The organism is Pseudonocardia sp. MH-G8, from assembly GCF_002262885.1.
In the GTDB taxonomy this organism is placed as follows: Bacteria; Actinomycetota; Actinomycetes; order Mycobacteriales; family Pseudonocardiaceae; genus Pseudonocardia.
Window position 1 is genome coordinate 77,998 of the sequence record NZ_NKYF01000020.1, and the last position, 20,334, is coordinate 98,331.

At 72.8% G+C, this 20,334-nt stretch carries 23 protein-coding genes; 11 read left to right on the plus strand and 12 right to left on the minus strand.

The genetic code is table 11. The features are described 5' to 3' along the window. Positions 1 to 18 precede the first annotated feature (18 nt). The 3 genes from CFP66_RS32485 to CFP66_RS32495 are packed head-to-tail and all read left to right on the plus strand — an operon-like array spanning position 19 to position 1,744. Entirely contained in the window at positions 19 to 339 is a 321-nt protein-coding gene (locus CFP66_RS32485; RefSeq protein ID WP_143517436.1) for a hypothetical protein, read from the plus strand. Next, on the plus strand, positions 336 to 839 hold the full coding sequence (locus CFP66_RS32490; protein ID WP_094929044.1) for a hypothetical protein: 504 nt from the start codon (positions 336 to 338) through the stop codon (positions 837 to 839). The genes CFP66_RS32485 and CFP66_RS32490 overlap by 4 nt, the downstream gene beginning before the upstream one ends. Further along, the gene (locus CFP66_RS32495) at positions 836 to 1,744 is read left to right on the plus strand and encodes a hypothetical protein (protein ID WP_094929045.1); all 909 of its coding nucleotides are present in this window, start codon (positions 836 to 838) and stop codon (positions 1,742 to 1,744) included. The genes CFP66_RS32490 and CFP66_RS32495 overlap by 4 nt, the downstream gene beginning before the upstream one ends. 188 nt (positions 1,745 to 1,932) lie before the next feature. Here CFP66_RS32495 and CFP66_RS32500 read toward each other — a convergent pair whose 3' ends face one another. From CFP66_RS32500 to CFP66_RS32535, 8 genes are all read right to left on the minus strand, one after another. After that, entirely contained in the window at positions 1,933 to 2,541 is a 609-nt protein-coding gene (locus CFP66_RS32500) for a GDSL-type esterase/lipase family protein (RefSeq protein WP_094929046.1), read from the minus strand. A gap of 66 nt (positions 2,542 to 2,607) precedes the next feature. Then, the gene (paaE, locus tag CFP66_RS32505; protein ID WP_094929132.1) at positions 2,608 to 3,690 is read right to left on the minus strand and encodes a 1,2-phenylacetyl-CoA epoxidase subunit PaaE; all 1,083 of its coding nucleotides are present in this window, start codon (positions 3,688 to 3,690) and stop codon (positions 2,608 to 2,610) included. A gap of 8 nt (positions 3,691 to 3,698) precedes the next feature. Beyond that, positions 3,699 to 4,193, minus strand: coding sequence for a 1,2-phenylacetyl-CoA epoxidase subunit PaaD (gene paaD / locus CFP66_RS32510; RefSeq protein WP_094929047.1), 495 nt, complete (start codon positions 4,191 to 4,193; stop codon positions 3,699 to 3,701). Further along, entirely contained in the window at positions 4,187 to 5,104 is a 918-nt protein-coding gene (gene paaC / locus CFP66_RS32515; protein WP_233159914.1) for a 1,2-phenylacetyl-CoA epoxidase subunit PaaC, read from the minus strand. The genes paaD and paaC overlap by 7 nt, the downstream gene beginning before the upstream one ends. Next, the gene (gene paaB / locus CFP66_RS32520; RefSeq protein ID WP_198961820.1) at positions 5,101 to 5,412 is read right to left on the minus strand and encodes a 1,2-phenylacetyl-CoA epoxidase subunit PaaB; all 312 of its coding nucleotides are present in this window, start codon (positions 5,410 to 5,412) and stop codon (positions 5,101 to 5,103) included. The genes paaC and paaB overlap by 4 nt, the downstream gene beginning before the upstream one ends. Positions 5,413 to 5,477: 65 nt before the next feature. Then, positions 5,478 to 6,401, minus strand: a complete 924-nt coding sequence (gene paaA / locus CFP66_RS32525) for a 1,2-phenylacetyl-CoA epoxidase subunit PaaA (RefSeq protein ID WP_094929049.1) — start codon at positions 6,399 to 6,401, stop codon at positions 5,478 to 5,480. A 73-nt stretch (positions 6,402 to 6,474) separates the two neighbouring features. Beyond that, the gene (locus CFP66_RS32530) at positions 6,475 to 7,083 is read right to left on the minus strand and encodes a TetR/AcrR family transcriptional regulator (RefSeq protein ID WP_094929050.1); all 609 of its coding nucleotides are present in this window, start codon (positions 7,081 to 7,083) and stop codon (positions 6,475 to 6,477) included. Continuing rightward, positions 7,080 to 7,874, minus strand: a complete 795-nt coding sequence (locus tag CFP66_RS32535; protein ID WP_094929134.1) for an enoyl-CoA hydratase/isomerase family protein — start codon at positions 7,872 to 7,874, stop codon at positions 7,080 to 7,082. Before CFP66_RS32535 ends, CFP66_RS32530 begins: the two co-directional genes overlap by 4 nt. 196 nt (positions 7,875 to 8,070) lie before the next feature. Between CFP66_RS32535 and paaZ the strand changes: the two genes are divergently transcribed. Together paaZ and paaK are read left to right on the plus strand one after the other, a co-directional pair. After that, positions 8,071 to 10,119: a phenylacetic acid degradation bifunctional protein PaaZ gene (gene paaZ / locus CFP66_RS32540; RefSeq protein WP_094929135.1), complete on the plus strand. Its 2,049-nt coding sequence runs from the start codon at positions 8,071 to 8,073 to the stop codon at positions 10,117 to 10,119. Between the two features lie 121 nt (positions 10,120 to 10,240). Next, a complete protein-coding gene (gene paaK, locus CFP66_RS32545) occupies positions 10,241 to 11,521 on the plus strand; it encodes a phenylacetate--CoA ligase PaaK (protein ID WP_094929136.1) in 1,281 nt (426 codons plus the stop codon). 201 nt (positions 11,522 to 11,722) lie between these two features. Here the strand turns inward: paaK and CFP66_RS32550 are convergent, their stop codons facing one another. The 3 genes from CFP66_RS32550 to CFP66_RS32560 form a co-directional block, all read right to left on the minus strand. Further along, positions 11,723 to 12,838 carry an enolase C-terminal domain-like protein gene (locus tag CFP66_RS32550; RefSeq protein ID WP_094929051.1) on the minus strand — a complete coding sequence of 372 codons (1,116 nt, stop codon included), beginning with the start codon at positions 12,836 to 12,838 and terminating at the stop codon, positions 11,723 to 11,725. Then, on the minus strand, positions 12,835 to 13,683 hold the full coding sequence (locus CFP66_RS32555; protein WP_233159916.1) for a methyltransferase domain-containing protein: 849 nt from the start codon (positions 13,681 to 13,683) through the stop codon (positions 12,835 to 12,837). The genes CFP66_RS32550 and CFP66_RS32555 overlap by 4 nt, the downstream gene beginning before the upstream one ends. Before the next feature lie 78 nt (positions 13,684 to 13,761). Further along, positions 13,762 to 14,457 carry an alpha/beta hydrolase gene (locus CFP66_RS32560; protein WP_094929053.1) on the minus strand — a complete coding sequence of 232 codons (696 nt, stop codon included), beginning with the start codon at positions 14,455 to 14,457 and terminating at the stop codon, positions 13,762 to 13,764. A gap of 67 nt (positions 14,458 to 14,524) precedes the next feature. Between CFP66_RS32560 and CFP66_RS32565 the strand changes: the two genes are divergently transcribed. Next, positions 14,525 to 15,085, plus strand: a complete 561-nt coding sequence (locus tag CFP66_RS32565) for a TetR/AcrR family transcriptional regulator (RefSeq protein WP_094929054.1) — start codon at positions 14,525 to 14,527, stop codon at positions 15,083 to 15,085. 21 nt (positions 15,086 to 15,106) lie between these two features. Here CFP66_RS32565 and CFP66_RS32570 read toward each other — a convergent pair whose 3' ends face one another. Continuing rightward, positions 15,107 to 15,871: an IclR family transcriptional regulator C-terminal domain-containing protein gene (locus tag CFP66_RS32570; protein ID WP_094929055.1), complete on the minus strand. Its 765-nt coding sequence runs from the start codon at positions 15,869 to 15,871 to the stop codon at positions 15,107 to 15,109. 170 nt (positions 15,872 to 16,041) lie between these two features. Here CFP66_RS32570 and CFP66_RS32575 point away from each other — a divergent pair, with 170 nt between their 5' ends. From CFP66_RS32575 to CFP66_RS32595, 5 genes are read left to right on the plus strand one after another with little or no spacing between them, the layout of a single operon-like run. Beyond that, the gene (locus CFP66_RS32575) at positions 16,042 to 17,406 is read left to right on the plus strand and encodes a cation:dicarboxylate symporter family transporter (protein WP_094929056.1); all 1,365 of its coding nucleotides are present in this window, start codon (positions 16,042 to 16,044) and stop codon (positions 17,404 to 17,406) included. A gap of 30 nt (positions 17,407 to 17,436) precedes the next feature. Further along, a complete protein-coding gene (locus CFP66_RS32580; RefSeq protein ID WP_094929057.1) occupies positions 17,437 to 17,979 on the plus strand; it encodes a carboxymuconolactone decarboxylase family protein in 543 nt (180 codons plus the stop codon). Continuing rightward, entirely contained in the window at positions 17,979 to 18,779 is an 801-nt protein-coding gene (locus tag CFP66_RS32585) for an SDR family NAD(P)-dependent oxidoreductase (protein WP_094929058.1), read from the plus strand. The genes CFP66_RS32580 and CFP66_RS32585 overlap by 1 nt, the downstream gene beginning before the upstream one ends. 11 nt (positions 18,780 to 18,790) lie before the next feature. After that, positions 18,791 to 19,675, plus strand: coding sequence for an amidohydrolase (locus CFP66_RS32590; protein WP_094929059.1), 885 nt, complete (start codon positions 18,791 to 18,793; stop codon positions 19,673 to 19,675). Beyond that, positions 19,672 to 20,307, plus strand: coding sequence for a hypothetical protein (locus CFP66_RS32595; RefSeq protein WP_094929060.1), 636 nt, complete (start codon positions 19,672 to 19,674; stop codon positions 20,305 to 20,307). Before CFP66_RS32590 ends, CFP66_RS32595 begins: the two co-directional genes overlap by 4 nt. Positions 20,308 to 20,334: the final 27 nt, after the last annotated feature.

Consider the following 20,334-nt stretch of genomic DNA (forward strand, 5'->3'; position numbering starts at 1 on the left):
AGCATCAACGCCTCCGTCGTGCAGATCGCCGACATCATCGCGAACCGCGGTCCGGTGCTCGACGCATCCGAGACCGCCGTGGCACGGTCGCAGATCGCAGCCGTGCGGGACCGCGTAGACCGGCTTACCGCAGCGGGTCCCGTCCCCCACGAGGTCGCCACCGAGCTGCGGTCGCTCACACGCACGGCGGAGGCCGAGGTGGCCATTGACCAGCCGGACCGCAGCCGGACGCTGACCATACTGACGCAGCTCAGGAACCTGGCTGCCGGCGTGGCCGCCACCGCTGGCATCGCGGAGTCCGTCGACGGCATCGTCCGAACAATCACCGGCGCCTCGTGAACGACAATAGGTTCGAGCGCATCGAAGCGACCACGGTCCAGGTCGCTCAGACGATCAACAACGCCGGCTCCGCGCCCACGGTCGACCCCGCGGTGGCCGGACTCGCGCTCCTCGAAACCGACCAGTACGCGCTCGCGGCACGCCGCTTCGAGGAAGCGCTCGGCATGCGCCCGGCTGACGCGCGGGTCCACTTCTGGCGCGCGGTGGCCCTTCTGCAGGGGCGGCGCCCGCGCCGCCACAGCGGCGAGACTCTCGACCGGGTCACCGCGCACCTCCGTGCGGCGCGCGAACTGCCCGAGGCCCGCGTGCTGCACGCGCTGATCATCGAGGACCACCAGCAGATGCGGCGCCGGTCCGCCACGCCCCCCGCGGACGTCCTCGAGCTCGTTCTGCGAATCACGAGCGAGTCGGCGGAGCTCATCCGGCGCCACGTTCCCGCGCGCGAGACGCGGATGTGGTCCGCCCTCGAAAGCCGGCAGGACGAGCGGAGGGCGCGGTGACGGCGCCGCTGGGCGCACCCGGGAGCGCAGAGCGGAGGCGGGCGGTCCGCAAGTACTTCCGGGTCACCCCGGATCCCGCGGACGAGACCTGGGCACTGCGCACAATCTGGGCGGGGATGGCCTTGCTGCTCGGCGCAGCCGCGCTCCTGCTCGTCGGGCTGCCGCCGCTGGCCCTCCTGGCGGTCGGCATCGGCGCGGTGGTCACCGTACGGGGGTTCGAGCTGCGGGCGACCTACCACCGGCGGTACGCGGCCGCCGAGCCGAAGCCTGCCGACCACGACATGGACCGGACGCTCGACGAGGACCTCGCGGCCGCCGCGCGCCGCGCCATGAGCCGACTCGAGGTCACGCAGGACGAGCTGGAGCTGCACAGCGACGACGTCGATCCCTGGGCCCAGCTCGGCGGCCGTCGCAGGCTCGCCGATCAGGGCCGCGGTCCGCTGGTGGTCTTCGGACCCGCCGAGGGCTCCCAGGGCCGCCGTGGCGTCGACCGGGTCTGGCGGTTCACCTCCTACGACATCATGGTCATCTGTCCGACCGGGCACCACCTGGCCATCTACGAATGCGTCCTCGACTTCGCCTCCGGCCGGCGGAGGGACGAAGACACCCACGAGTACCACTACCCGGACGTCGTCGCAGTCTCGACACGAACGCGGCCGAGGGAGGGGATCTCCCTGCACCTGCAGGCCGGCACGGACGGTGACCTCTCGCTGCGCAAGACGATGACGCGCGAGTTCGAGATCATCGTCTCGAGCGGCGATCGGAGCGCGATCCTCGTGGGCATCCGCGATGACGACCGTCCCGACCAGCAGATCGTCCTGCAGGAGTCCGGCATCGATCGGGTCATCGCCGCGGTGCGGCGCATGCTGCGGGAGAAGAAGGGCGGCGTGGCGCCGACGCTGTGACGCGCGTGTAGCGGCGAGCCCCGCCTGGCGGCGCTGGGCGACTCGCCAGGCGACGTGGCGGCCGAGCGGGTTCGCCCCCGACCTACCGGCCGATGTCGACGGGCAGTGCGTCCAGAACGAGTAGGGACCGGTGGACCAGGGCGAACGTTCCGGTTTCGGCCACCGCGCCGACGAGCCGACGTCGACCGTTACGGTGCCTGCCCGAGCCAACTCCGCCAAGCCGGCTGCACCAGCTCCGCGAGCCGCCCGTAGCCGTCGGCACCCGGATGAGCCCCGTCCCCGAACCGGACCTCGCGCATCCACACCGGATCGGCCAGGAGGGCGGCCAGCACGCCGACGTACGGGAACCCGCAATTCGCGGCAACGGCGCGGAAGGCGCTGTCGAGCGCTGCGATCCGCTCGTTCTGCCCGGCCTCGGCCACCGGCGGCGGGCCGACCACGAGGAGCGGCACGGCCACCGCCGCGGCGTGGCCCGCGACGCGACGGAGGTTTGCGACGCTGCGCGCGGCATCGACGCGATCGACACCGTCGATCTGGGTGGTGTCGTTGACGCCGAACGACGCGACCAGGCGGTTGTCGCAGCCGGATGCGTAGCGGGCCGCGGTCTCGGCGGGCAGCCGCCGCCACACGTCCTCGCTCGTGTCGCGGCGGACGCCGAGGTTGTAGGCGGTGAGCGGGTTGCCGTCCCAGTGCGGGTGAACGACCAGCCGACCGACCCAGCCGCGGTGCTCCGGGTCCCCGACGCCGGCAACGAACGAGTCCCCCACGACGCACACCCGGCGATCGGCTTCACTCATCACCGGAAGAGTCTTGCAACGGCGGCCACGGGGACGACCACGCACTCCCCGCCGGCTCCCTGACCGCTACTGGTCGTAGTCGACCGTCAGCGACCCGGAGACCGGCAGGGACTGGCAGGTCAGGACGAACCCGGCCGCGACCTCGTCGTCCTCCAGGGCGAAGTTGCGCCGCATGACGACCTCGCCGTCGGCGACCTTCGCCCGGCACGTCCCGCACACGCCCCCCTTGCAGGCGAAGGGCAGGTCCGCGCGGACCTTCTGCGCGGAGTCCAGGACCGGGGCGTCGCGCGGCAGCGTGAGCGCGGTCGTCCGCCCGTTGAGGACGATCGTGACCTCGCTCCCCTCCCCCGTGAGCCCCTCCTCGGGGCGGTGCAGCTCGGGCGGCGGTTCGTCGACGTAGAACAGCTCGCGGTGGATGCGCTTGCGCCCCACGCCCAGGTCGGTGAGCACGGCGACCGCGTCCTCGGTCATGCCGAGCGGGCCGCAGAGCCACCAGTCGTCCACACCGTCGACGTCGACGAGCGCGCCGAGCAGCGTCCGCAGCCGGTCGGCGTCGAGCCGGCCGTTGAAGATCTCCGCCTCTGTGGGTTCGCGCGACAGGACGTGCAGCAGGTGCAGCCGCGGGCCGTAGGCGTTCTTGAGGTCGGCGATCTCCTCGGTGAACATGACGGTGTCGGTGCGCCGGTTGCCGTAGAGCAGCGTGACGCGGGTGTCCTCGTGCGCGGCCAGCAGCGACGCGACGATGGACAGCACCGGCGTGATCCCCGACCCGGCGGCGATCAGCCCGTGGTGGGTGCCGGCGGCGAGCTCGGGCGTGAACGAACCGGCAGGCGGCCCGACCTCCACCTCGTCGCCCGCCGCGACCCGGTCGACCAGCCACTCCGAGAACAGGCCGCGGTCCACCCGCCGGACCCCGACGCGCGGTGCCGCACCGGCCGGGGCGCAGATCGAGTAAGAACGGCGCTCCTCGCCGTCGCCGGTCCGCTGCCGCAGCGTCAGGTACTGGCCGGGGCGGAACGCGTAGAGCTCGCGGAGGTCGTCGGGGACGTCGAAGGTGACGGCCACGGCGTCGTCGCAGAGGCGCTCGACGTCGGCGATCCGCAGGCGGTGGAACCCGGCCGTGCGGGGCGCGACCACGTCGGTGCCGATCACGCGACTCACAGCTCCTTCATGTGCTCGAAGGGTTCCCGGCACGTCCGGCAGCGGCGCAACGCGGTGCACGCGGTCGGGCCGAAGCGCGACAGCTCCTCCGTGCCCGGGGCGCCGCAGCGCGGGCAGCGGACGTCCGCGGCGGGTGTGGTGAGGGTGAGGGGGATCGGCCCGGTCGCCGGCCGGGCGGTCGACCCGGGTGGCGCGATGCCCGCCTCCGCGAGCTTGCGCCGGCCGGCCTCGCTGATCCAGTCCGTGCTCCAGGCGGGCGCGAACACCGTGCGCACCTCGACCGGCCCGTACCCGGCCCCGGTGAGCGCGGCCCGGATGTCGTCGCGCATGACCTCGACGGCCGGGCAGCCCGAGTAGGTCGGGGTGATCGTCACGACCACGCCCGACTCCCCCTCCTCCACGGAGCGGACCACGCCGAGGTCGTCCAGGGTGAGCATCGGCATCTCCGGGTCGACGACCTGGGCGACGACGCCGCGGACGCCCGTCACCACGTCGCCCCCGGGTGCCGGCGGGCGAGGCCCTGCATCTGGTCGAGCACGTGCCCGAAGGCCTCCGTGTGCACACCCTGACGGCCGCCGCGCCCGCCGAGCGGACCCATGGCGGGCCGGTCGGGCCGGGTCAGCGTGGCCGCGGCCAGGACCTGGTCGAGCACGGCGTCGAACTCCTCGCGGGCCTGCGCGGGGTCGACCGAGACGCCCGGCCCCAGGAGCCTGCGCTCCTCGGCGGAGGTGCGGAACAGCTCGTCGACGAACGGCCACACCGTGTTCAGCCCGTCCTGCACCCGCCGGTGCGACTCGGTGGTGCCGTCACCGAGCCGCAGCGTCCACCGCGCCGCGTAGTCGCGGTGGTAGGCCATCTCCTTCACACCCTTGCCGGCGACGGCGGCGAGCACCGGGTCGGCCGAGCCGCGCAGCCGCTGCAGCAGCGCGAGGCGCCAGGTGGAGAACAGCAGGAGCCGGGCGATGCAGCGGCCGAAGTCGCGGTCGTCGGAGGTCTCCGCGAGCGCGACGTTGCGGAACTCCGCCTGGTCGCGGAAGTAGGCCAGCGCGTCCTCGTCCCGCCCCACCCCCTCGACGTGCCCGGCGCGCGAGAGCAGCACCCGCGCCTGGCCGAGCAGGTCGAGTGCGATGTTGGCGAGCGCGACCTCCTCCTCCAGCTCGGGCGCGTGCGACACCCACTCCGAGAGGCGGTGGCTGCAGACGAGCGCGTCGTCGCCGAGCATCAGGCAGTAGGCGGCGAGGTCGGCCGGGTCCGTGCCGTCGGGCACGGGCGCGGAGATCTCGGCCTCCACATCCTCGAACCCCGACCCGAACGCCCATCGCGGGTCGTCGTGGGCGGTGGTCTCCGACAGCGACTGGTAGGCGTTGGTCGCGTCGTGCTCCTCCTGGTGCACGCCACTCACAGGTGCGGCACCTCCTCCGGGATCGCGTAGAACGTCGGGTGCCGGTAGACCTTGTCGGCGGACGGTGCGAAGAACGGGTCCTTCTCGTCCGGGCTCGACGCGGTGATGTCCGCGGCCTTCACCACCCAGATCGAGACGCCCTCGTTGCGCCGGGTGTAGAGGTCGCGGGCGTTGTGCAGCGCCATCTCGGAGTCCGCGGCGTGCAGCGAGCCGACGTGGACGTGGTTGAGCCCGCGCTTGCCGCGCACGAAGACCTCGTAGAGGGGCCAGGTGCGCCGCGACGGGCGCTCGCCCTGGCCGGTCTCCACCCCGGTGGTGGGCACGGCCCCGTGGCCGCCCTCCGCCGTCACCTCGGGGGTGTCGTCGCTCGGGATCATCGGTTCTTCTCCGCGTAGGCCTGCGCCGCTTCCCGGACCCAGGCACCGTCGTCGTGGGCGCGCCGGCGGTGCGCCAGGCGCTGGGCGTTGCACGGCCCCGACCCGGAGATCACGGCCGTGAACTCGTCCCAGTCTGGCTCGCCGAAGTCGTGCGCCTGCCGTTCGGCGTTCCACCGCAGGCCCGGGTCGGGCAACCTCACCCCGAGCGACTCGGCCTGTGGCACGGTCATGTCGACGAACCGCTGGCGCAGCTCGTCGTTGGTGTGCCGCTTGATCCCCCACGCCATCGACTGCTGTGTGTTCGGCGACGCACCGTCGGCCGGGCCGAACATCATCAGCGACGGCCACCACCAGCGGTCCACCGACTCCTGCACCATCTCCCGCTGCGCATCGGTGCCGTTCACCATCGCCAGCAGCAGCTCGTAGCCCTGCCGCTGGTGGAACGACTCCTCCTTGCAGATGCGGATCATCGCCCGCGCGTACGGGCCGTAGGAGCAGCGGCACAGCGGCACCTGGTTGCAGATCGCGGCGCCGTCGACCAGCCAGCCGATCACGCCGATGTCGGCGTAGGAGAGCGTGGGGTAGTTGAAGATCGAGGAGTACTTCTGCTTCGCGGCGATCAGCTTCTCGGTCAGCTCCTCGCGGTCGACCCCGAGGGTCTCCGCGGCGGCGTAGAGGTACATGCCGTGGCCGGCCTCGTCCTGCACCTTGGCCAGCAGGATCGCCTTCCGGCGCAGGCTCGGCGCGCGGAGGATCCAGTTGCCCTCCGGCTGCATGCCGATGATCTCCGAGTGCGCGTGCTGCGCGATCTGGCGGATGAGCGTCTTCCGGTAGGCCTCGGGCATCCAGTCGCGCGGCTCGATCCGCTGGTCGGCGGCGATCGTCGCGTCGAAGTCGGCCGCCAGTGCCGTCTCGTTCATGAACCCGCCTCCGTACCGAATGTTCGTTCGGCTCATCGTGACGCACGGGAGCCCGCGGCGCAAGGCGCGTGGTTCAGCCGCCGCCGGGATCCGCGACCGGCAGGATGCCCTCGAAGGCGGCCCGCGCCACGGCATCGGGCAGCGCATCCGAGCCGCGGTCGGGACGCGCCCACTCGACGACGGAGTTCACCAGACCCGACAGCAACCGCGCCGCCAGCGCAGGCTCCACCTCCTTGCGCAGTTCCCCAGCCTCGACGGCCTCGCGCACCAGCGCGGCGACGTGCGCGTCGAACTCGCGGCGACGCTCCAGCGCCCAGCGCTCCGACTCCGTGTTGCCCCGGACCCGCAGCAGCACCGTCACGTAGGGCAGCTCCGCCACCAGCACGGCCACCTGCCCCCGGACGATGTGGTGCAGCCGCTGAAGCGCCGTCCCGGCCCGCGCACCCTCCTCGTCGAGGATGCCGAACAGCCCGTCGACCGCCCGCTCCAGGGCGGCGCGCAACAACGCCTCCTTGCCGCTGAAGTGGTGGTAGAACGACGACTTCGTGATCCCCGCGGCGCGCGAGAGGTCCTCCATCGACGTGGCGTCGTAACCCCGGGCCAGGAACTCCCCGACGGCGATCTCGAGGAGGGACCCGGGCCCGCGGGTCGGCCGCCGCACCCGCCCGGCGTCGGTGGTCATCGCCCCTCGAACGTCGGGCGCCGCTTCTCGAGGAACGCCGCGACCGCCTGCACGTGGTCCGACGTCGTGGCGAGCCGGGCCTGTGCGGCGGCCTCGGCGGCCAGCACCTCCTCCAGTGGAGCCACCGCGCCGTCCCGCACCGCGCGGCGCACCTCGGCGTAGGCCCTGGTCGGCCCGCTCGCGAGCCGGTGCGCCAGCTCCAGCGCCGCCGGGAGCACCTCGTCGGCAGGCACGACCGCGCGCACCAGCCCCCAGGCCTTCGCCTCCTCCGCGGTGAAGCCCTCGCCGAGCAGCAGCAGCTCCAGCGCCCGCGAGACCCCGACCGCGTGGGCGAGGCTCGCCGAGAGCCCGGAGTCGGCGGTGAGCCCGATCCCGGTGAACGCCGTCGAGAACGACGCTCCCGCCGCGGCGACGCGCAGGTCGCAGGCCAGGGCGAACCCCATTCCGGCACCCGCGCACGGCCCGTTGATCGCCGCGACGACCGGGAACGGCAGCGCGGCGAGACCCCGCACGATCGGGTTGTAGTGCTCCGTGACCGTGTCGAGCGCGCTCCCGGCGTCGCGCCGCAGCGCCTCCGCGTGCTCCCCGAGGTCCTGGCCCACGCAGAACGCCCGCCCCGACCCGGTGAGCACGAGCGCCCGCACGTCCTCGGCACCGGCGAGCTCGGTGAGCGCGTCGAGCAGCGCCTCCTTGAGCTCCCGCGTGAGGGCGTTGTAGCGGGCCGGCCGCGCCAGGGTGAGCACGGCGACGGCGCCGTCGCGCTCCAGGCGCACAGCTGGATCATCGGTCATCGCGCCAGCGTAGCGGCCGACCGAACGATCGGTCGCGACCGTCGACCGCACGGAACGCGGACGAGCGGCACCCTCGTACCGCTCTATCGGACGAGTGTGCCGTTCGTACGAGCGGAGCGGACCCCTGGGACCCGCGACCTCCCGCGTGCTAGCGTCCGAACGAACGGTCGGTCAGCTACTCTCGGAGGACTCGATGGTGCCCGTCCTGCGCAGCTACGTGAACGACACCTGGCAGCGCCCCTCCGACGGGGGCAGGCCGCTCCACGACGCCGTCACCGGTGCCGAGGTCGCGCGCGTCTCGTCGGCGGGCATCGACGTCGCCGCTGCGCTGGAGCACGGCCGCCGCACCGGCGGGCCCGCCCTGCGCGAGCTGACGTTCCACCAGCGCGCGGGGCTACTCAAGGCGCTCGGCCAGCACCTGCGCGCGCACCGCGAGCGGCTCTACGCGGTCTCCGCACGCACCGGGGCGACTCTGGGCGACTCGAAGTTCGACGTCGACGGGGGCATCGGCGTGCTGCTCGCCTACGCGAGCAAGGCCAAGCGCGAACTGCCCAACGACACCGTCCACGTCGAGGGCGCCGTCGAGCCGCTGGGGCGTGGCGGCACGTTCCTCGGCCAGCACGTCTGCACGCCGTTGCACGGTGTCGCGGTGCAGGTCAACGCGTTCAACTTCCCGGTGTGGGGGCCCCTGGAGAAGCTCGCGCCCGCGTTCCTCGCCGGCGTGCCGAGCCTGGTGAAGCCGGCGAGCCCGACCGCGTTCCTCACCGCGGAGCTCATCGAGATCATCGTCGAGTCGCAGATCCTGCCGCCCGGTGCACTGGCGTTCGTCGCCGGCAGCCTCGGCGACGCGTTCGACCACCTCACCGGCCAGGACCTGGTGTCCTTCACCGGCTCGGCGTCCACGGCGCAGCTGCTGCGCACGCACCCGACCCTGGTCCGCAACGCCGTGCGGTTCACCGCCGAGGCCGACTCGCTCAACCTCTCCGCACTCGGCCCGGACGCCGCACCGGGCTCGCCGGAGTTCGACCTGTTCGTCAAGGGTCTGGTCACCGAGATGACGGTGAAGGCCGGGCAGAAGTGCACCGCGATCCGTCGCGCGTTCGTGCCCCGCGCGCACGTCGACGCCGTCGTGGAGGCGGTCTCGGCACGGCTGGCGCGGACCACCATCGGCAACCCGGCGAGCGAGGGCGTCCGGATGGGCGCGCTGGCGAGCCTCGACCAGCGCGAGGAGGTGCGCCGCAGCGTCAAGGCGCTCGCCGACTCCGGGCGGGTCGTCTTCGGCGACCCCGAACGCGTCGAGGTGGTCGACGCCGACCCGGACCGCGGCGCGTTCGTCTCGCCGATCCTGCTGGTCGGCGACCCCGAGCGGGCCGAGCCGCACGAGGTGGAGGCGTTCGGGCCGGTGTCCACCGTCCTGCCCTACGACTCCACCGCCCAGCTCATCGACTACGCCGCCCGCGGCCAGGGCAGCCTCGCCGGTTCGATCGTCACCGCCGACCCCGCGTTCGCCCGCGAGGTCGTGCTCGGCGTCGCGCCGTGGCACGGCCGGCTGCTGGTGCTCAACTCCCGCGACGCGCAGGAGTCCACCGGGCACGGCTCGCCGCTCCCCCAGCTCGTCCACGGCGGACCCGGGCGCGCCGGTGGCGGCGAGGAGATGGGCGGCATCCGCGGGGTGCTGCACCACATGCAACGCACCGCCGTGCAGGCCGACCCGGACACGCTCGCCGCGATCACCGGGCGCTGGGTGCCCGGCGCCGAGCGGCGTGAGACCGACGTGCACCCGTTCCGCAAGCACCTGGAGGAGCTGCGCCCGGGCGACACCGTCGTCGCCGGTCCGCGCGTGGTGAGCCAGGAGGACGTGGAGCACTTCGCCGAGTTCACCGGCGACACCTTCTACGCCCACATGGACGCCGAGGCCGCCGCCGCGAACCCGCTGTTCGGCGAGCGCGTCGCGCACGGCTACCTGGTGGTCTCGCTGGCCGCGGGCCTGTTCGTCGACCCCGACCCCGGCCCGGTGCTCGCGAACTTCGGCGTCGACGCCCTGCGGTTCCTCACGCCGGTGCGCTTCGGCGACGAGCTGACCGTGACGCTCACCTGCAAGCAGCTCACCCCCCGCGAGTCGGCCGACTACGGCGAGGTGCGCTGGGACGCCGACGTCACGCGCCAGGACGGCGAGTCCGTCGCCCGCTACGACGTGCTCACGCTGGTGGCCAAGAAGGACGCGCAGGAGGACGCTGCTCGATGAGCGAGCTTGTCGCCGGTCGAACGATCCACGCACCCGGAGGACGGTTGTGACCACCTCGACGACGCCGTCGAACCCCGCGAGCACCCGCCCGCAGCACCTCGGGGACGCCCCGCCCGCCGACATGCTCGACCCGGCCGAGCGGATGTCCGTGGACGAGCTGCGGGCCACCCAACTCGAGCGGCTGCGCGCGACGCTGCGCCACGCCTACGAGAACGTGCCGCACTACCGGCGCGCCTTCGACGCCGCCGGCGTGCACCCGGACGACTGCCGGGAACTGTCGGACATCGCGCGGTTCCCGACCACGACCAAGGCCGACCTGCGCGAGAACTACCCGTTCGGCATGTTCGCCGTGCCGCAGGAGCAGGTCCGGCGCATCCACGCCTCGTCCGGCACCACCGGCAAGCCGACGGTCGTCGGCTACACCGCGCAGGACATCGACAACTGGGCGGCGCTGATCGCCCGCTCGATCCGCGCCGCGGGCGGGCGGCCGGGCCACAAGGTGCACAACGCCTACGGGTACGGGCTGTTCACCGGCGGTCTGGGCGCGCACTACGGCATCGAGAAGCTCGGAGCCACGGCGATCCCGGTGTCCGGCGGCATGACCCCCCGGCAGGTCCAGCTGATCCAGGACTTCCGGCCGGAGGTCATCATGCTGACCCCGAGCTACATGCTCACCCTGCTCGACGAGTTCGAGCGCCAGGGCATCGACCCGCGCTCGACCTCACTGCAGGTCGGGATCTTCGGCGCGGAGCCGTGGACCGAGCAGATGCGCGCCGAGATCGAGGACCGCACGGGCATCCACGCCGTGGACATCTACGGCCTCTCCGAGGTGATGGGCCCCGGTGTCTCGCAGGAGTGCGTGGAGACCAAGGACGGCCTGCACATCTGGGAGGACCACTTCCTCCCCGAGGTCATCGACCCGATCGACGGCACAGCGCTGCCCGACGGCGAGGAGGGCGAGCTCGTCTTCACCTCGCTCACCAAGCAGGCGTTGCCGATCATCCGCTACCGCACCCGCGACCTCACCCGCCTGCTGCCCGGCACGGCGCGGCTGGGGATGCGGCGGATGCAGAAGATCACCGGCCGCAGCGACGACATGATCATCGTGCGCGGGGTGAACCTGTTCCCCACCCAGATCGAGGAGATCGTGCTGCGCACCCCCGGCTGCGCGCCGCACTTCCAGCTGGAGCTCACCACGCAGGGCCGGATGGACGCCCTCACCGTCCGGGTGGAGGCCCGGCCCGACGCGGCGGCCGAGCGCCGCGTGAGCGCGGCCGCCGAACTGGTGCAGGCCGTGAAGGACACCGTCGGCGTCACGGTGACGTGCGAGATCGTCGACCCCGACACCCTCGAACGCTCGGTGGGCAAGCTGCAGCGGCTGCGGGACCGCCGCACGACCTGAGCCCGGCCCGGCATCGACCGGCGACACACCCGCGCCCAAACCCCGACTCGCGGGCAGTAGGCCCCGACTCGCGGGCAGTAGGCCCCGACTCGCGGGCAGTGTGAGCCCGACTCGCGGGTGGGGACCTCCCCAACCCCGCGAGTCGGGGCGTGGGTGCGCGCGTGTCGCTGCGATCCGGCCCGGACAAAGCGACGATCAGGTTCAGGGACGAGGCAGGGGGAGCCCGAAGCCGGGCCGGTCGGGAACCGTGAGGTGCCCGTCGACGAACACGTACCCGGAGGCGTCCACGCCATCGGTGCGCCCCGGGACCCCCTCGACGATCGGCATCCCGCCCAGGCCGGCAGCCATGTGCGCGGCGTAGAGGGTCTTCAGGGGCCGACCCCAGGCGTGCGGCGACGCCTCGACGCCCGCGTCCGCGAGCCGGGGCACGAGCCGTCGCCACCGGGTGATCCCGAACGAGACCACGTCCATCAGCAGCACGTCGATGTCGTGCCGTTCGGCGACCGGGAGCAGGGCCTCGACGTCCGGCGCGGTCTCCCCCTCGGCGATGCGCGTCGCGGGGCTGACGACGTCCCGGTGCCGCCGCAGGGCCGCGAGATCGCCGGGATCGTCCGGGAAGGGCTCCTCCACCCAGTACAGGCCCACGTCCGCCACCGCATCGAGGTAGCGGCAGAACCCGTCGAGGTCGTAGCCGTCGTTGGCGTCCACGAGGATCTTGGCGTCCGGCCACGCCTCGCGCACGCGGCGGGTGATCTCGACGTCGCGGGCGTCACCCGCGGCCCGATCCATCCAGCGGTGGCCCCGCCCGATCTTCAGCTTGAAGCCCGTGTAGCCGGCGGCCGCGTCGGACCGGCAGTTCTCCAGCACGACCTGCGGTCCGCGCGGCGCGTCGTCGGGATCGAGGTCGTCGGGATCGAGGTCGTCGGGATCGAGGTCGTCGAGGTAGATCGCACCGTCGTAGACCTCCACCGAGCGGTCGCCGCGGCCGCCGAGCAGCGCGTGCACGGGCAGGTCCTGTACCACGCCGAGCAGGTCGTGCAGGGCGATGTCGAGCCAGAGGTGGCGCTCGTGCCGGGTGCCGCCGGCGGGATCGACCAGGTCCGACAGCGGATGCCCGACGACGTCGGCGACATCCCCACCGGGGCCCTCGACGAGGCCCCAACCCGTGTGCCGGGTATCGGTGCTGATCACCGCGACGCGCGACTCGCCGCCGGTCCCGTGACTGCCCAGGCGGGCGTTGCGGCCCACCCGGCGCGGGTAGTACGTGGGCAGCGCGACGACGTCGACGCGGGTGACCGTGGGGTCGGCCAGGGTCACGACGCCTCCGTCCGGGGCCCGGACGGGCCGGCGCCGGCCACCCGGCAGAGGACCTCGCCGTGCGGGATCGCGAACCAGCCGTCGGGATCGGTGCTCCACCGCCGCCAGGCCGAGGAGATGTCGGCCAGCTCCGCGCGGCTCGCGTGCCCGCCCTCGACGGCCTGCTCGGCGATGCGGGAGTCGAGGATCCGGTCGGCCCACATCCCGCCCCACCACGCGCGCTCGTCGGGCGTGGAGTGGCACCAGATCGACGCGCTCGGGGTGACGTCGGTGGCGCCGGCGGCGTGCGCCCAGGCCAGCAGCCGGCGTCCGGCGTCGGGCTCGGTGCCGTTGCCCCGGGCCACCGCGCGGTAGATCTGCAACCACCGGTCCAGGCGCGGGTCGGCGGGCCACCACATGCATCCGGCGTAGTCGGTGTCGCGCACCGCCACGAACCCGCCGGGCCGGGTCACCCGGAGGAACTCGCTCAGGGCGGCGACGGGGTCGGTCAGGTGCAGCAGCACCTGGTGGGCGTGCACGACGTCGAAGGCGTCGTCCTCGGCGTCGATCTCGTACGCGCTGCCCCGCGCGAACCGGACGTTGCCGACGCCCTCCTCCCCGGCGGCACGACGCGCCCGGTCGAGCACCGCCTCGGCGAGGTCGATCCCCTCGACCTGCCCGGGAGCCACCCGGGAGGCGAGGTCGAGGGTGATCGTGCCGGGACCGCAGCCGACGTCGAGCACCCGCTGCCCCCGGCGCAGGTGCGGGGCGAGGTGGGCCGCCGAGTTGTCCACGGTCCGCCAGGTCTGTGACCGCACGACACTCTCCGCATGCCCCTGCCCGTAGCTCTGCTCGTCGACGACCACACCCGCGACGCTAGGAGCGCGTCCCAACAGCTGCAACAGCGGTCCCAGCATCTGCTACGTCGATGAGGCGCGGGCGCCTCACAGGCTCAGCAGGAGGTCGCGGACCGCGACGGGCTGGGACAGGAACGGGTGGTGTCCCGCGTCGAGCTCGACGACGCGGCCGGCGCGGCGGGCGAACTCCCGCTGCAACCGGGCAGGAGTGCCGGCGTCCCGGGCGCACACGAGGTACGTGGAGGGCACGTCGTGCCAGGCGGCCGCCCAGACCGGTTGCCCGGTCACCTGCACGTTCTGCCGGGCGAGGTGATCGGCCGCCTCTGCCTGCACGTCGGCGTCGCAGTCCTGCAGGAACGTCTCCACCAGGAGCTCGGGGCGAACCCCGAACGTCCCGGCGGCCGGGTCGACGTCGAGGAACGGCGCCGGGGACCCGTCGCCGAAGTCCGACAGGCTCTGCCCGACCTCGGGCAGGTAGCTCGAGATCAGCAGGAGGTGGCGCACCGACTCGACGCCCGCGGCCGCCTCCGCCGCCACGATCCCGCCGTAGCTGTGAGCGACCACGATCGTCGGCTCGTCACCGTCCTGCAGCACTTGCCGCACCGCACCGACGTCCTCGGCCAGCCCGGGCCCGCCGGCTCCGCCCGGCACGCCGGCCTCGCCGCAGCTCGGGAGCGCCGGGGCCACGCTCGACACCCCGTGCTCCTCCAGGAGCCCGCTCATCCGGTGCCACCACCACGACCCGTCCTGCACGCACGCCCCGTGCACGAACACGACCCTCATCCGGACCTCCAACTCCGCCTTTCGACCCACAGTAGACGTACTGATAATTACATGAAAAAATGCACCGGTGGGACGGCGACCGCAACCGGAGATCAAGGAGCGGCTGCTCGACGCCTGCACCGACCACGCGCTCGAGCACGGCCTGCCCGACAGGCTCGAACCGCTCGCCCGCGCCGCCGGCACCTCGACCCGCATGCTGATCTACCACTTCGGCACCCGCGACGCCCTGCTGCGCGCCGTCCTGACGCACGCGCGGCAACGCCAGCTCTCCGCCTTCGGCGACCTGCTGCGCGTGCGGCCCGACCAGCCCTACACCGCCACACTGGCGACCGCCTGGACCGTCATGACCGGCCCCGAAGGGCAGCCCTACCTGCGGATGTTCGGGCAGTTGCGGGAGAGCGCGGCACAGCAGCTGTGGCCCGACTTCCGCCGAGTGGCCACGACCGACTGGCTCGGGCCGCTCGAAGAAGGCCTGCGCAGCATCGGGCGACCGGAGCTCGCGACCCTCCTCCTCGCGGTCATCCGCGGTCTCCTCATGGACCTCGACGCCACCGGCGACCACGCCCGCACGGACAGGGCGTTCACCGACTTCCTCAGCACCCTCGATCAGCAGTCCGGCCGCTGCTGACGCCCGTGACGCGGCGCGGCGTCAGCGAGTGGCGATCTCCGCCGAGATGGCCTCCGCGTGCTCGATGACCATCGGAGCGCACCGCTCGCGCAGCTCGTCGACCGAGAGCCGGGCCGCGTTCACCGAGATGTTCAGGGCCGCGATCACACCGTCCCGATCCCGGATGGGCGCGGCGACGGAGCGGACACCCACCTCGCGCTCGCCGTCGATCAGCGCGTAGCCGTCGCGCCGGACGTCGTGCAGGACCTCCCGCAGCCGGGCCGGATCCGTGATCGTGTGCGGGGTGAGCGGACGCAGGTCGACCGACTCCAGGTAGGCGTCGAGCTCGTCCTCGGGGAGCGCCGCCAGCAGGGCCCGTCCCAGCGACGTCGGGTAGGCCGGCAGCCGGGAACCGATGTTCAACGTGATCGCCACGCTGCGCGGGCTCGGCACCCGTGCCAGGTAGACGATCTCGGCACCGTCCAGGGTGGCCAGCGACGACGATTCCTGCAGCTCGCCCGACAGGCTGCGCATGTGCGGCTCGGCGGCTTCCCACCAGGGCGCCGAGGAGAGGTAGCCGTAGCCCAGGCGCAGCACCTTCGAGGTGAGCCGAAAACGGCGGTCACGCACCTCGGCGAAGCCGAGACGGGCGAAGGTGAGCAGCACCCGGCGGACGGTCGCCCGGGTCTGCCCGGTCAGCTCCGCGACGCGGCTGACGCTGAGCTCGGGGTTCTCCGCCGAGAACACCAGCATCACCTGCAGCGCCTTGTCCACCGAGTCGATGAAGTCCGGGTCTTGTCGGGACACCCGCGCAGTCTCCCACCGGTCCCGGCCGGTGCCCGATCACCTCCGCACCGCGCGGGAGGCCTTGACATCGGCGCACAACGGCGGAACCGTGTGTACGTCCATCGCACAGTTGTACGTCAGTCGCACAAGTGCCGCTCCCCGAGGCCGTCCTGGAGACAGCGAGGTTTCCGATGTCACTACGTTCGCTCGTCCGCAGCGCCTTCACGACGAAGCTCTACATCACGGTGCTCGTCGCGATCGTCGCGGGCGCCGCACTCGGCCTCGCTGCCCCCGGCGTCGGCGCCGCGATGCAGCCGGTCGGCACCGGGTTCATCGCCCTGATCCAGATGCTGATCGCACCGGTGATCTTCTGCACCATCGTCACCGGCATCGCGTCGGCCGGAGAGCTGGCCTCGGTCGGCCGGGTCGGCGTCAAGGCACTGGTCTACTTCGAGGTCGTCACCACGCTCGCGCTGATCGTCGGCCTGGTGGTGATGGACGTGTTCCGCCCCGGGGCCGCTCTGCACGCCGACCCGGGCGCACTGAAGATCTCCGGTTCCGCGGAGCAGTACGTGCAGCAGGCCGAGAACACCCGGTGGTACGACTTCCTGCTCGACATCATCCCCGACGGCGTGGTCAGCGCGTTCACCGACGGCAATGTGCTGCAGGTGCTGCTGGTGTCCATCCTGTTCGCGGTGGCGATCAAGGCGATGGGGTCCGCGGGGGACCCGGTCGTCCGCGGCGTCGCGAAGATCGGTGACGCGACCTTCGGCGTGATCAGGCTCGTGATGTACCTGGCCCCGCTCGGCGCGTTCGGCGCGATGGCCTACACCACCGGGAAGTTCGGCCTGACCACGCTCGTGAGCCTTGGCAGCTTCGTGCTGCTGTTCTGGGTCAGCGGCATCGTCTTCAGCCTGCTGGTCTTCGGTGTGGTCGCCCGACTCTGCGGACTCCGCATCCTCAAGCTCTACCGGTACTTCACCGACGAGTTGCTGATCACCCTCGGCACCTCGAACTACGAGGTGGTCATGCCGGCCCTGATGCGCAAGCTCACACATCTCGGCGCGCCGAAGCGGATCGTCGGCCTGGTGGTGCCCTCGGGCTACGCGTTCAACGGCGACGGGGTCTGCCTCTACCTCGGCTTCGCCAGCCTGTTCATCGCACAGGCCTTCGACCTCGAACTGTCGCTGTGGCAGCAGATCGGCCTGCTCGCCGTCTTCCTCATCACCTCGAAGGGCAGCGCCGGTGTCGCCGGAGCCGGCTTCGTGATCCTCGCCGCAACCCTGAGCAGCACCGGGGTGGTCCCCGTCGTCGGCATCATGCTGATCATCGGTGTGGACCGGTTCATGTCCACCATGCGCGGCCTGGTCAGCCTGTCCGGCCAGATCATGGGCAGCTTGATCGTCGCCCGCTGGGAGCAGCGGCTCGACGTCGATCGCGCCCGCGCGGTGTTGAACGGCGACGAGGTGGCGGAGCTGCCGGAGTCGGAGATGCCGGGAGCCGCAGGCGCCGGGCACACCACCGAGACCCCGACCGGCGCCGTCACCACCACCTGACCTCCCGCACCCGACCCGACATGGAGATTCATGGCTCGCCTCGACTACGCCGGATCCGGCCTCCCCGCAGGCCCGGACGACGAGATCGTCGAGCGGATCCGCGCCCGCCGCGGCGGCACGCTGACCTCGCTGGACCGGATGCTGCTGCACAGCCCCCCGCTGGCCGACGGTTGGAACTCCCTGATGGGCGCGGTGCGCACCGCCTCCACGCTGCCCGCCGACGTGCGCGAGCTGGCGATCCTGCGGGTCGCCGCGCTGAACGGCGCCGACTACGAGTGGCGCGCGCACGAGCCCCTCGGGCGGGCCGCCGGGCTCACCGACGCCGATCTCACGGCGCTGCGCGGGGACTGCGACCCGGGCACGCTCGCGCCCCGCCTGTCCGCCGCACTCGCCTACACCGACGCGATGACGGCGCACGTCACCGTCCCGGACGAGGTGTTCGCATACCTGCGCGAGCACTTCGACGACCGGGAGGTGGTCGAACTGACCGTCACCATCGGTGCCTACAACCTGGTGTCCCGGTTCCTCGTCGCCCTGCACGTCGGCGACGAGGGCGAGCGCGGAGCGGCGTGATGGCAGGCAGGCTGGACGGCAAGGTCGCGGTGGTCACCGGGGCGGGCAGCGTCGGCAACGGCTGGGGCAACGGCCGGGCAACCGCGGTGGTGTTCGCCAGGGAGGGCGCACGGGTGCTGGCCGTGGACCGCGCCCCGGAGCCGCTGAGTGCGACCCTCGACCTCATCGCTGAGGAGGGCGGCACCGCGCAGGGGCACATCTGCGACGTCACCGACTCGGCGGCGGTCGAGGCGATGATCGCTGCGGCGATCGCCGCCTTCGGCGGGGTCGACGTGATGGTGAACAACGTCGGCGGGTCCCGCCACGGCGGCCCGACCGAGCTCGACGAGGCCGGGTGGCGGGCCCAGATCGAGCTCAACCTGACCAGCGTGTACCTCGGTTGCCGGCACGCCATCCCGGCGATGCGCGCGCGTGGCGGCGGCGCGATCGTGAACATCGCCTCGACCTCCGGGCAGCGGTTCACCGGATCGCCGCAGGTGGCCTACGCCTCGGCCAAGGCGGCAGTGATCCAGCTCTCGAAGGTCACGGCCGTCGAGCACGCACCGCACGGCATCCGGGTCAACACCGTGGTTCCCGGGCAGCTCCACACCCCGTTGGTGGAGGCCCGACTGGCCGGGCAACGCGCCGGAGGGGACGTGGACGCGCTGCTCGCCCAGCGGCTGGCTCGCATCCCGCTGGGGTTCATGGGCGACGGCCGCGACACCGCGCACGCTGCGCTGTTCCTGGCCTCGGACGAGGCCCGCTTCGTGACCGGCACCGAGATCGTCGTGGACGGCGGCATGACCGCCCGCTGCGACTGAGGAGCAGGAGAATGACGACGACCCGGAAGGGCCCGCACAATCCTGGCCCGCACCCCGACCCGCACCGGCCGGCGCTCGCCCTGCCGGCCGGGGCCTGCGACGCGCACTGCCACATCTTCGGTCCGACGAACGCCTTCCCCTACGCCCCGGACCGCACCTTCACCCCGCCGGAAGCGCCACTGACCGACCTGCAGGCGCTGCACCGCCTGCTCGGGCTCGAGCGCGCGGTGATCGTCCAGTCCGCCGCGCACGGCACCGACCACGCGTCGTTGGAGGCGGCGCTGGCCGAGGGCGCCGGGCGGTACCGAGGCGTGGCGCTGATCCGCCCGGACACCTCGCCCGCCGAGGTGGCCCGCCTGCACGAGGCCGGGGTCCGCGGCGCCCGGCTGCACTTCACCCCGCACCTCGGGACGGCGCCGTCGGCCGAGGAGATCGACGCGGTGGTGCGGTTGATCGGCCCGCACGGTTGGCACGTCGCGCTGCACGTGGCCGGCGACGGCATCGCCGAACACGCCGACCTGGTGCGCTCGCTGCCGCTGCCGGTGGTGATCGATCACATGGCCCGGGTGGACCTGCGTGCCGGCCTGCACTCCCCCGCCGTCACCGCGCTGCGCCGGCTGCTCGACACGGGCGAGGTGTGGGTGAAGGCGTCCGGGGGCGACCGCCTGGCGGTCTCCCCGCCGTCGATGGCGGATTCGGCGGCGCTGGCCGCGCTGCTGGTGCGCAGCGCGCCCGAGCGGGTGGTGTGGGGCACCGATTTCCCGCACCCCAACACGCACGGGTTCGTCCCCGACGACGGTGACCTGGTCGACCTGCTCGCCGACATCGCCCCCGACCCCGCGCGGCGCCGGCGGCTGCTCGTGGACAACCCCACGACCTGCTTCGACTTCCCGTGACCGGCGAGCCGGACGGCCTGCTGTTCGTCCTGTCCGAGCCGGGTCGCGTACCGCTGGACGAGTTCCACCACTGGTACGACACCGACCACGGCCCGGCCCGGCTGCGGGTGCCGGGCGTGCACGCCGGGCACCGCTTCCGAGCCGCCGACGAGCTCGCACCCGGTTGGTTGGCCGTCTATCCCCTACGCCTCGCGGCGCTGGACTCGCCGGCCTACGCGGCGGCCCGGGTACGCAGCCCCTACGAGCAGACGGTCGTCGACCGGCTGGCGGTACTCGACCGCCGCGTGTACGCCAGGATCGACGGGCCGGGAGAGGCCACGCCCACGGCCTGTCCGCTCCTGCTCACCGTCGCGCTCACCAGCACGGACCCGGACGAGCTCGACACCTGGTACGCCGAGGAACACCTGCCCTTGCTCGCGGCGGTGCCGGGCTGGCGGCGAACGGTCCGGTACCAGCGGGTGGAGGGCGCCGGGCCGGATCGGCTCGCCGTGCACGAACTCAGCGGCCCGGCGGTGTTCGACACCCCGGAGTACCGGCGAGCGGTGTCCACCGAGTGGCGGGAACGGGTGAACGCGACGGTGGTCGACCGGGAGCGGAGGCTCTTCACCCACCACCGGGTCGTCGTGGGTTGACACCGGTCCGCCCGCCCTCCGCGCCGT

Bases quoted from the DNA above. Each gene is read 5' to 3' on its own strand.
- CFP66_RS32500 (WP_094929046.1), bottom strand. From the start codon at position 2,541: ATGAGTGAAGCCGATCGCCGGGTGTGCGTCGTGGGGGACTCGTTCGTT.
- paaA (WP_094929049.1), bottom strand. From the start codon at position 6,401: ATGAACGAGACGGCACTGGCGGCCGACTTCGACGCGACGATCGCCGCC.
- CFP66_RS32530 (WP_094929050.1), bottom strand. From the start codon at position 7,083: ATGACCACCGACGCCGGGCGGGTGCGGCGGCCGACCCGCGGGCCCGGG.
- CFP66_RS32535 (WP_094929134.1), bottom strand. From the start codon at position 7,874: ATGACCGATGATCCAGCTGTGCGCCTGGAGCGCGACGGCGCCGTCGCC.
- paaK (WP_094929136.1), top strand. From the start codon at position 10,241: ATGCTCGACCCGGCCGAGCGGATGTCCGTGGACGAGCTGCGGGCCACC.
- CFP66_RS32560 (WP_094929053.1), bottom strand. From the start codon at position 14,457: ATGAGGGTCGTGTTCGTGCACGGGGCGTGCGTGCAGGACGGGTCGTGG.
- CFP66_RS32575 (WP_094929056.1), top strand. From the start codon at position 16,042: ATGTCACTACGTTCGCTCGTCCGCAGCGCCTTCACGACGAAGCTCTAC.
- CFP66_RS32580 (WP_094929057.1), top strand. From the start codon at position 17,437: ATGGCTCGCCTCGACTACGCCGGATCCGGCCTCCCCGCAGGCCCGGAC.
- CFP66_RS32585 (WP_094929058.1), top strand. From the start codon at position 17,979: ATGGCAGGCAGGCTGGACGGCAAGGTCGCGGTGGTCACCGGGGCGGGC.
- CFP66_RS32590 (WP_094929059.1), top strand. From the start codon at position 18,791: ATGACGACGACCCGGAAGGGCCCGCACAATCCTGGCCCGCACCCCGAC.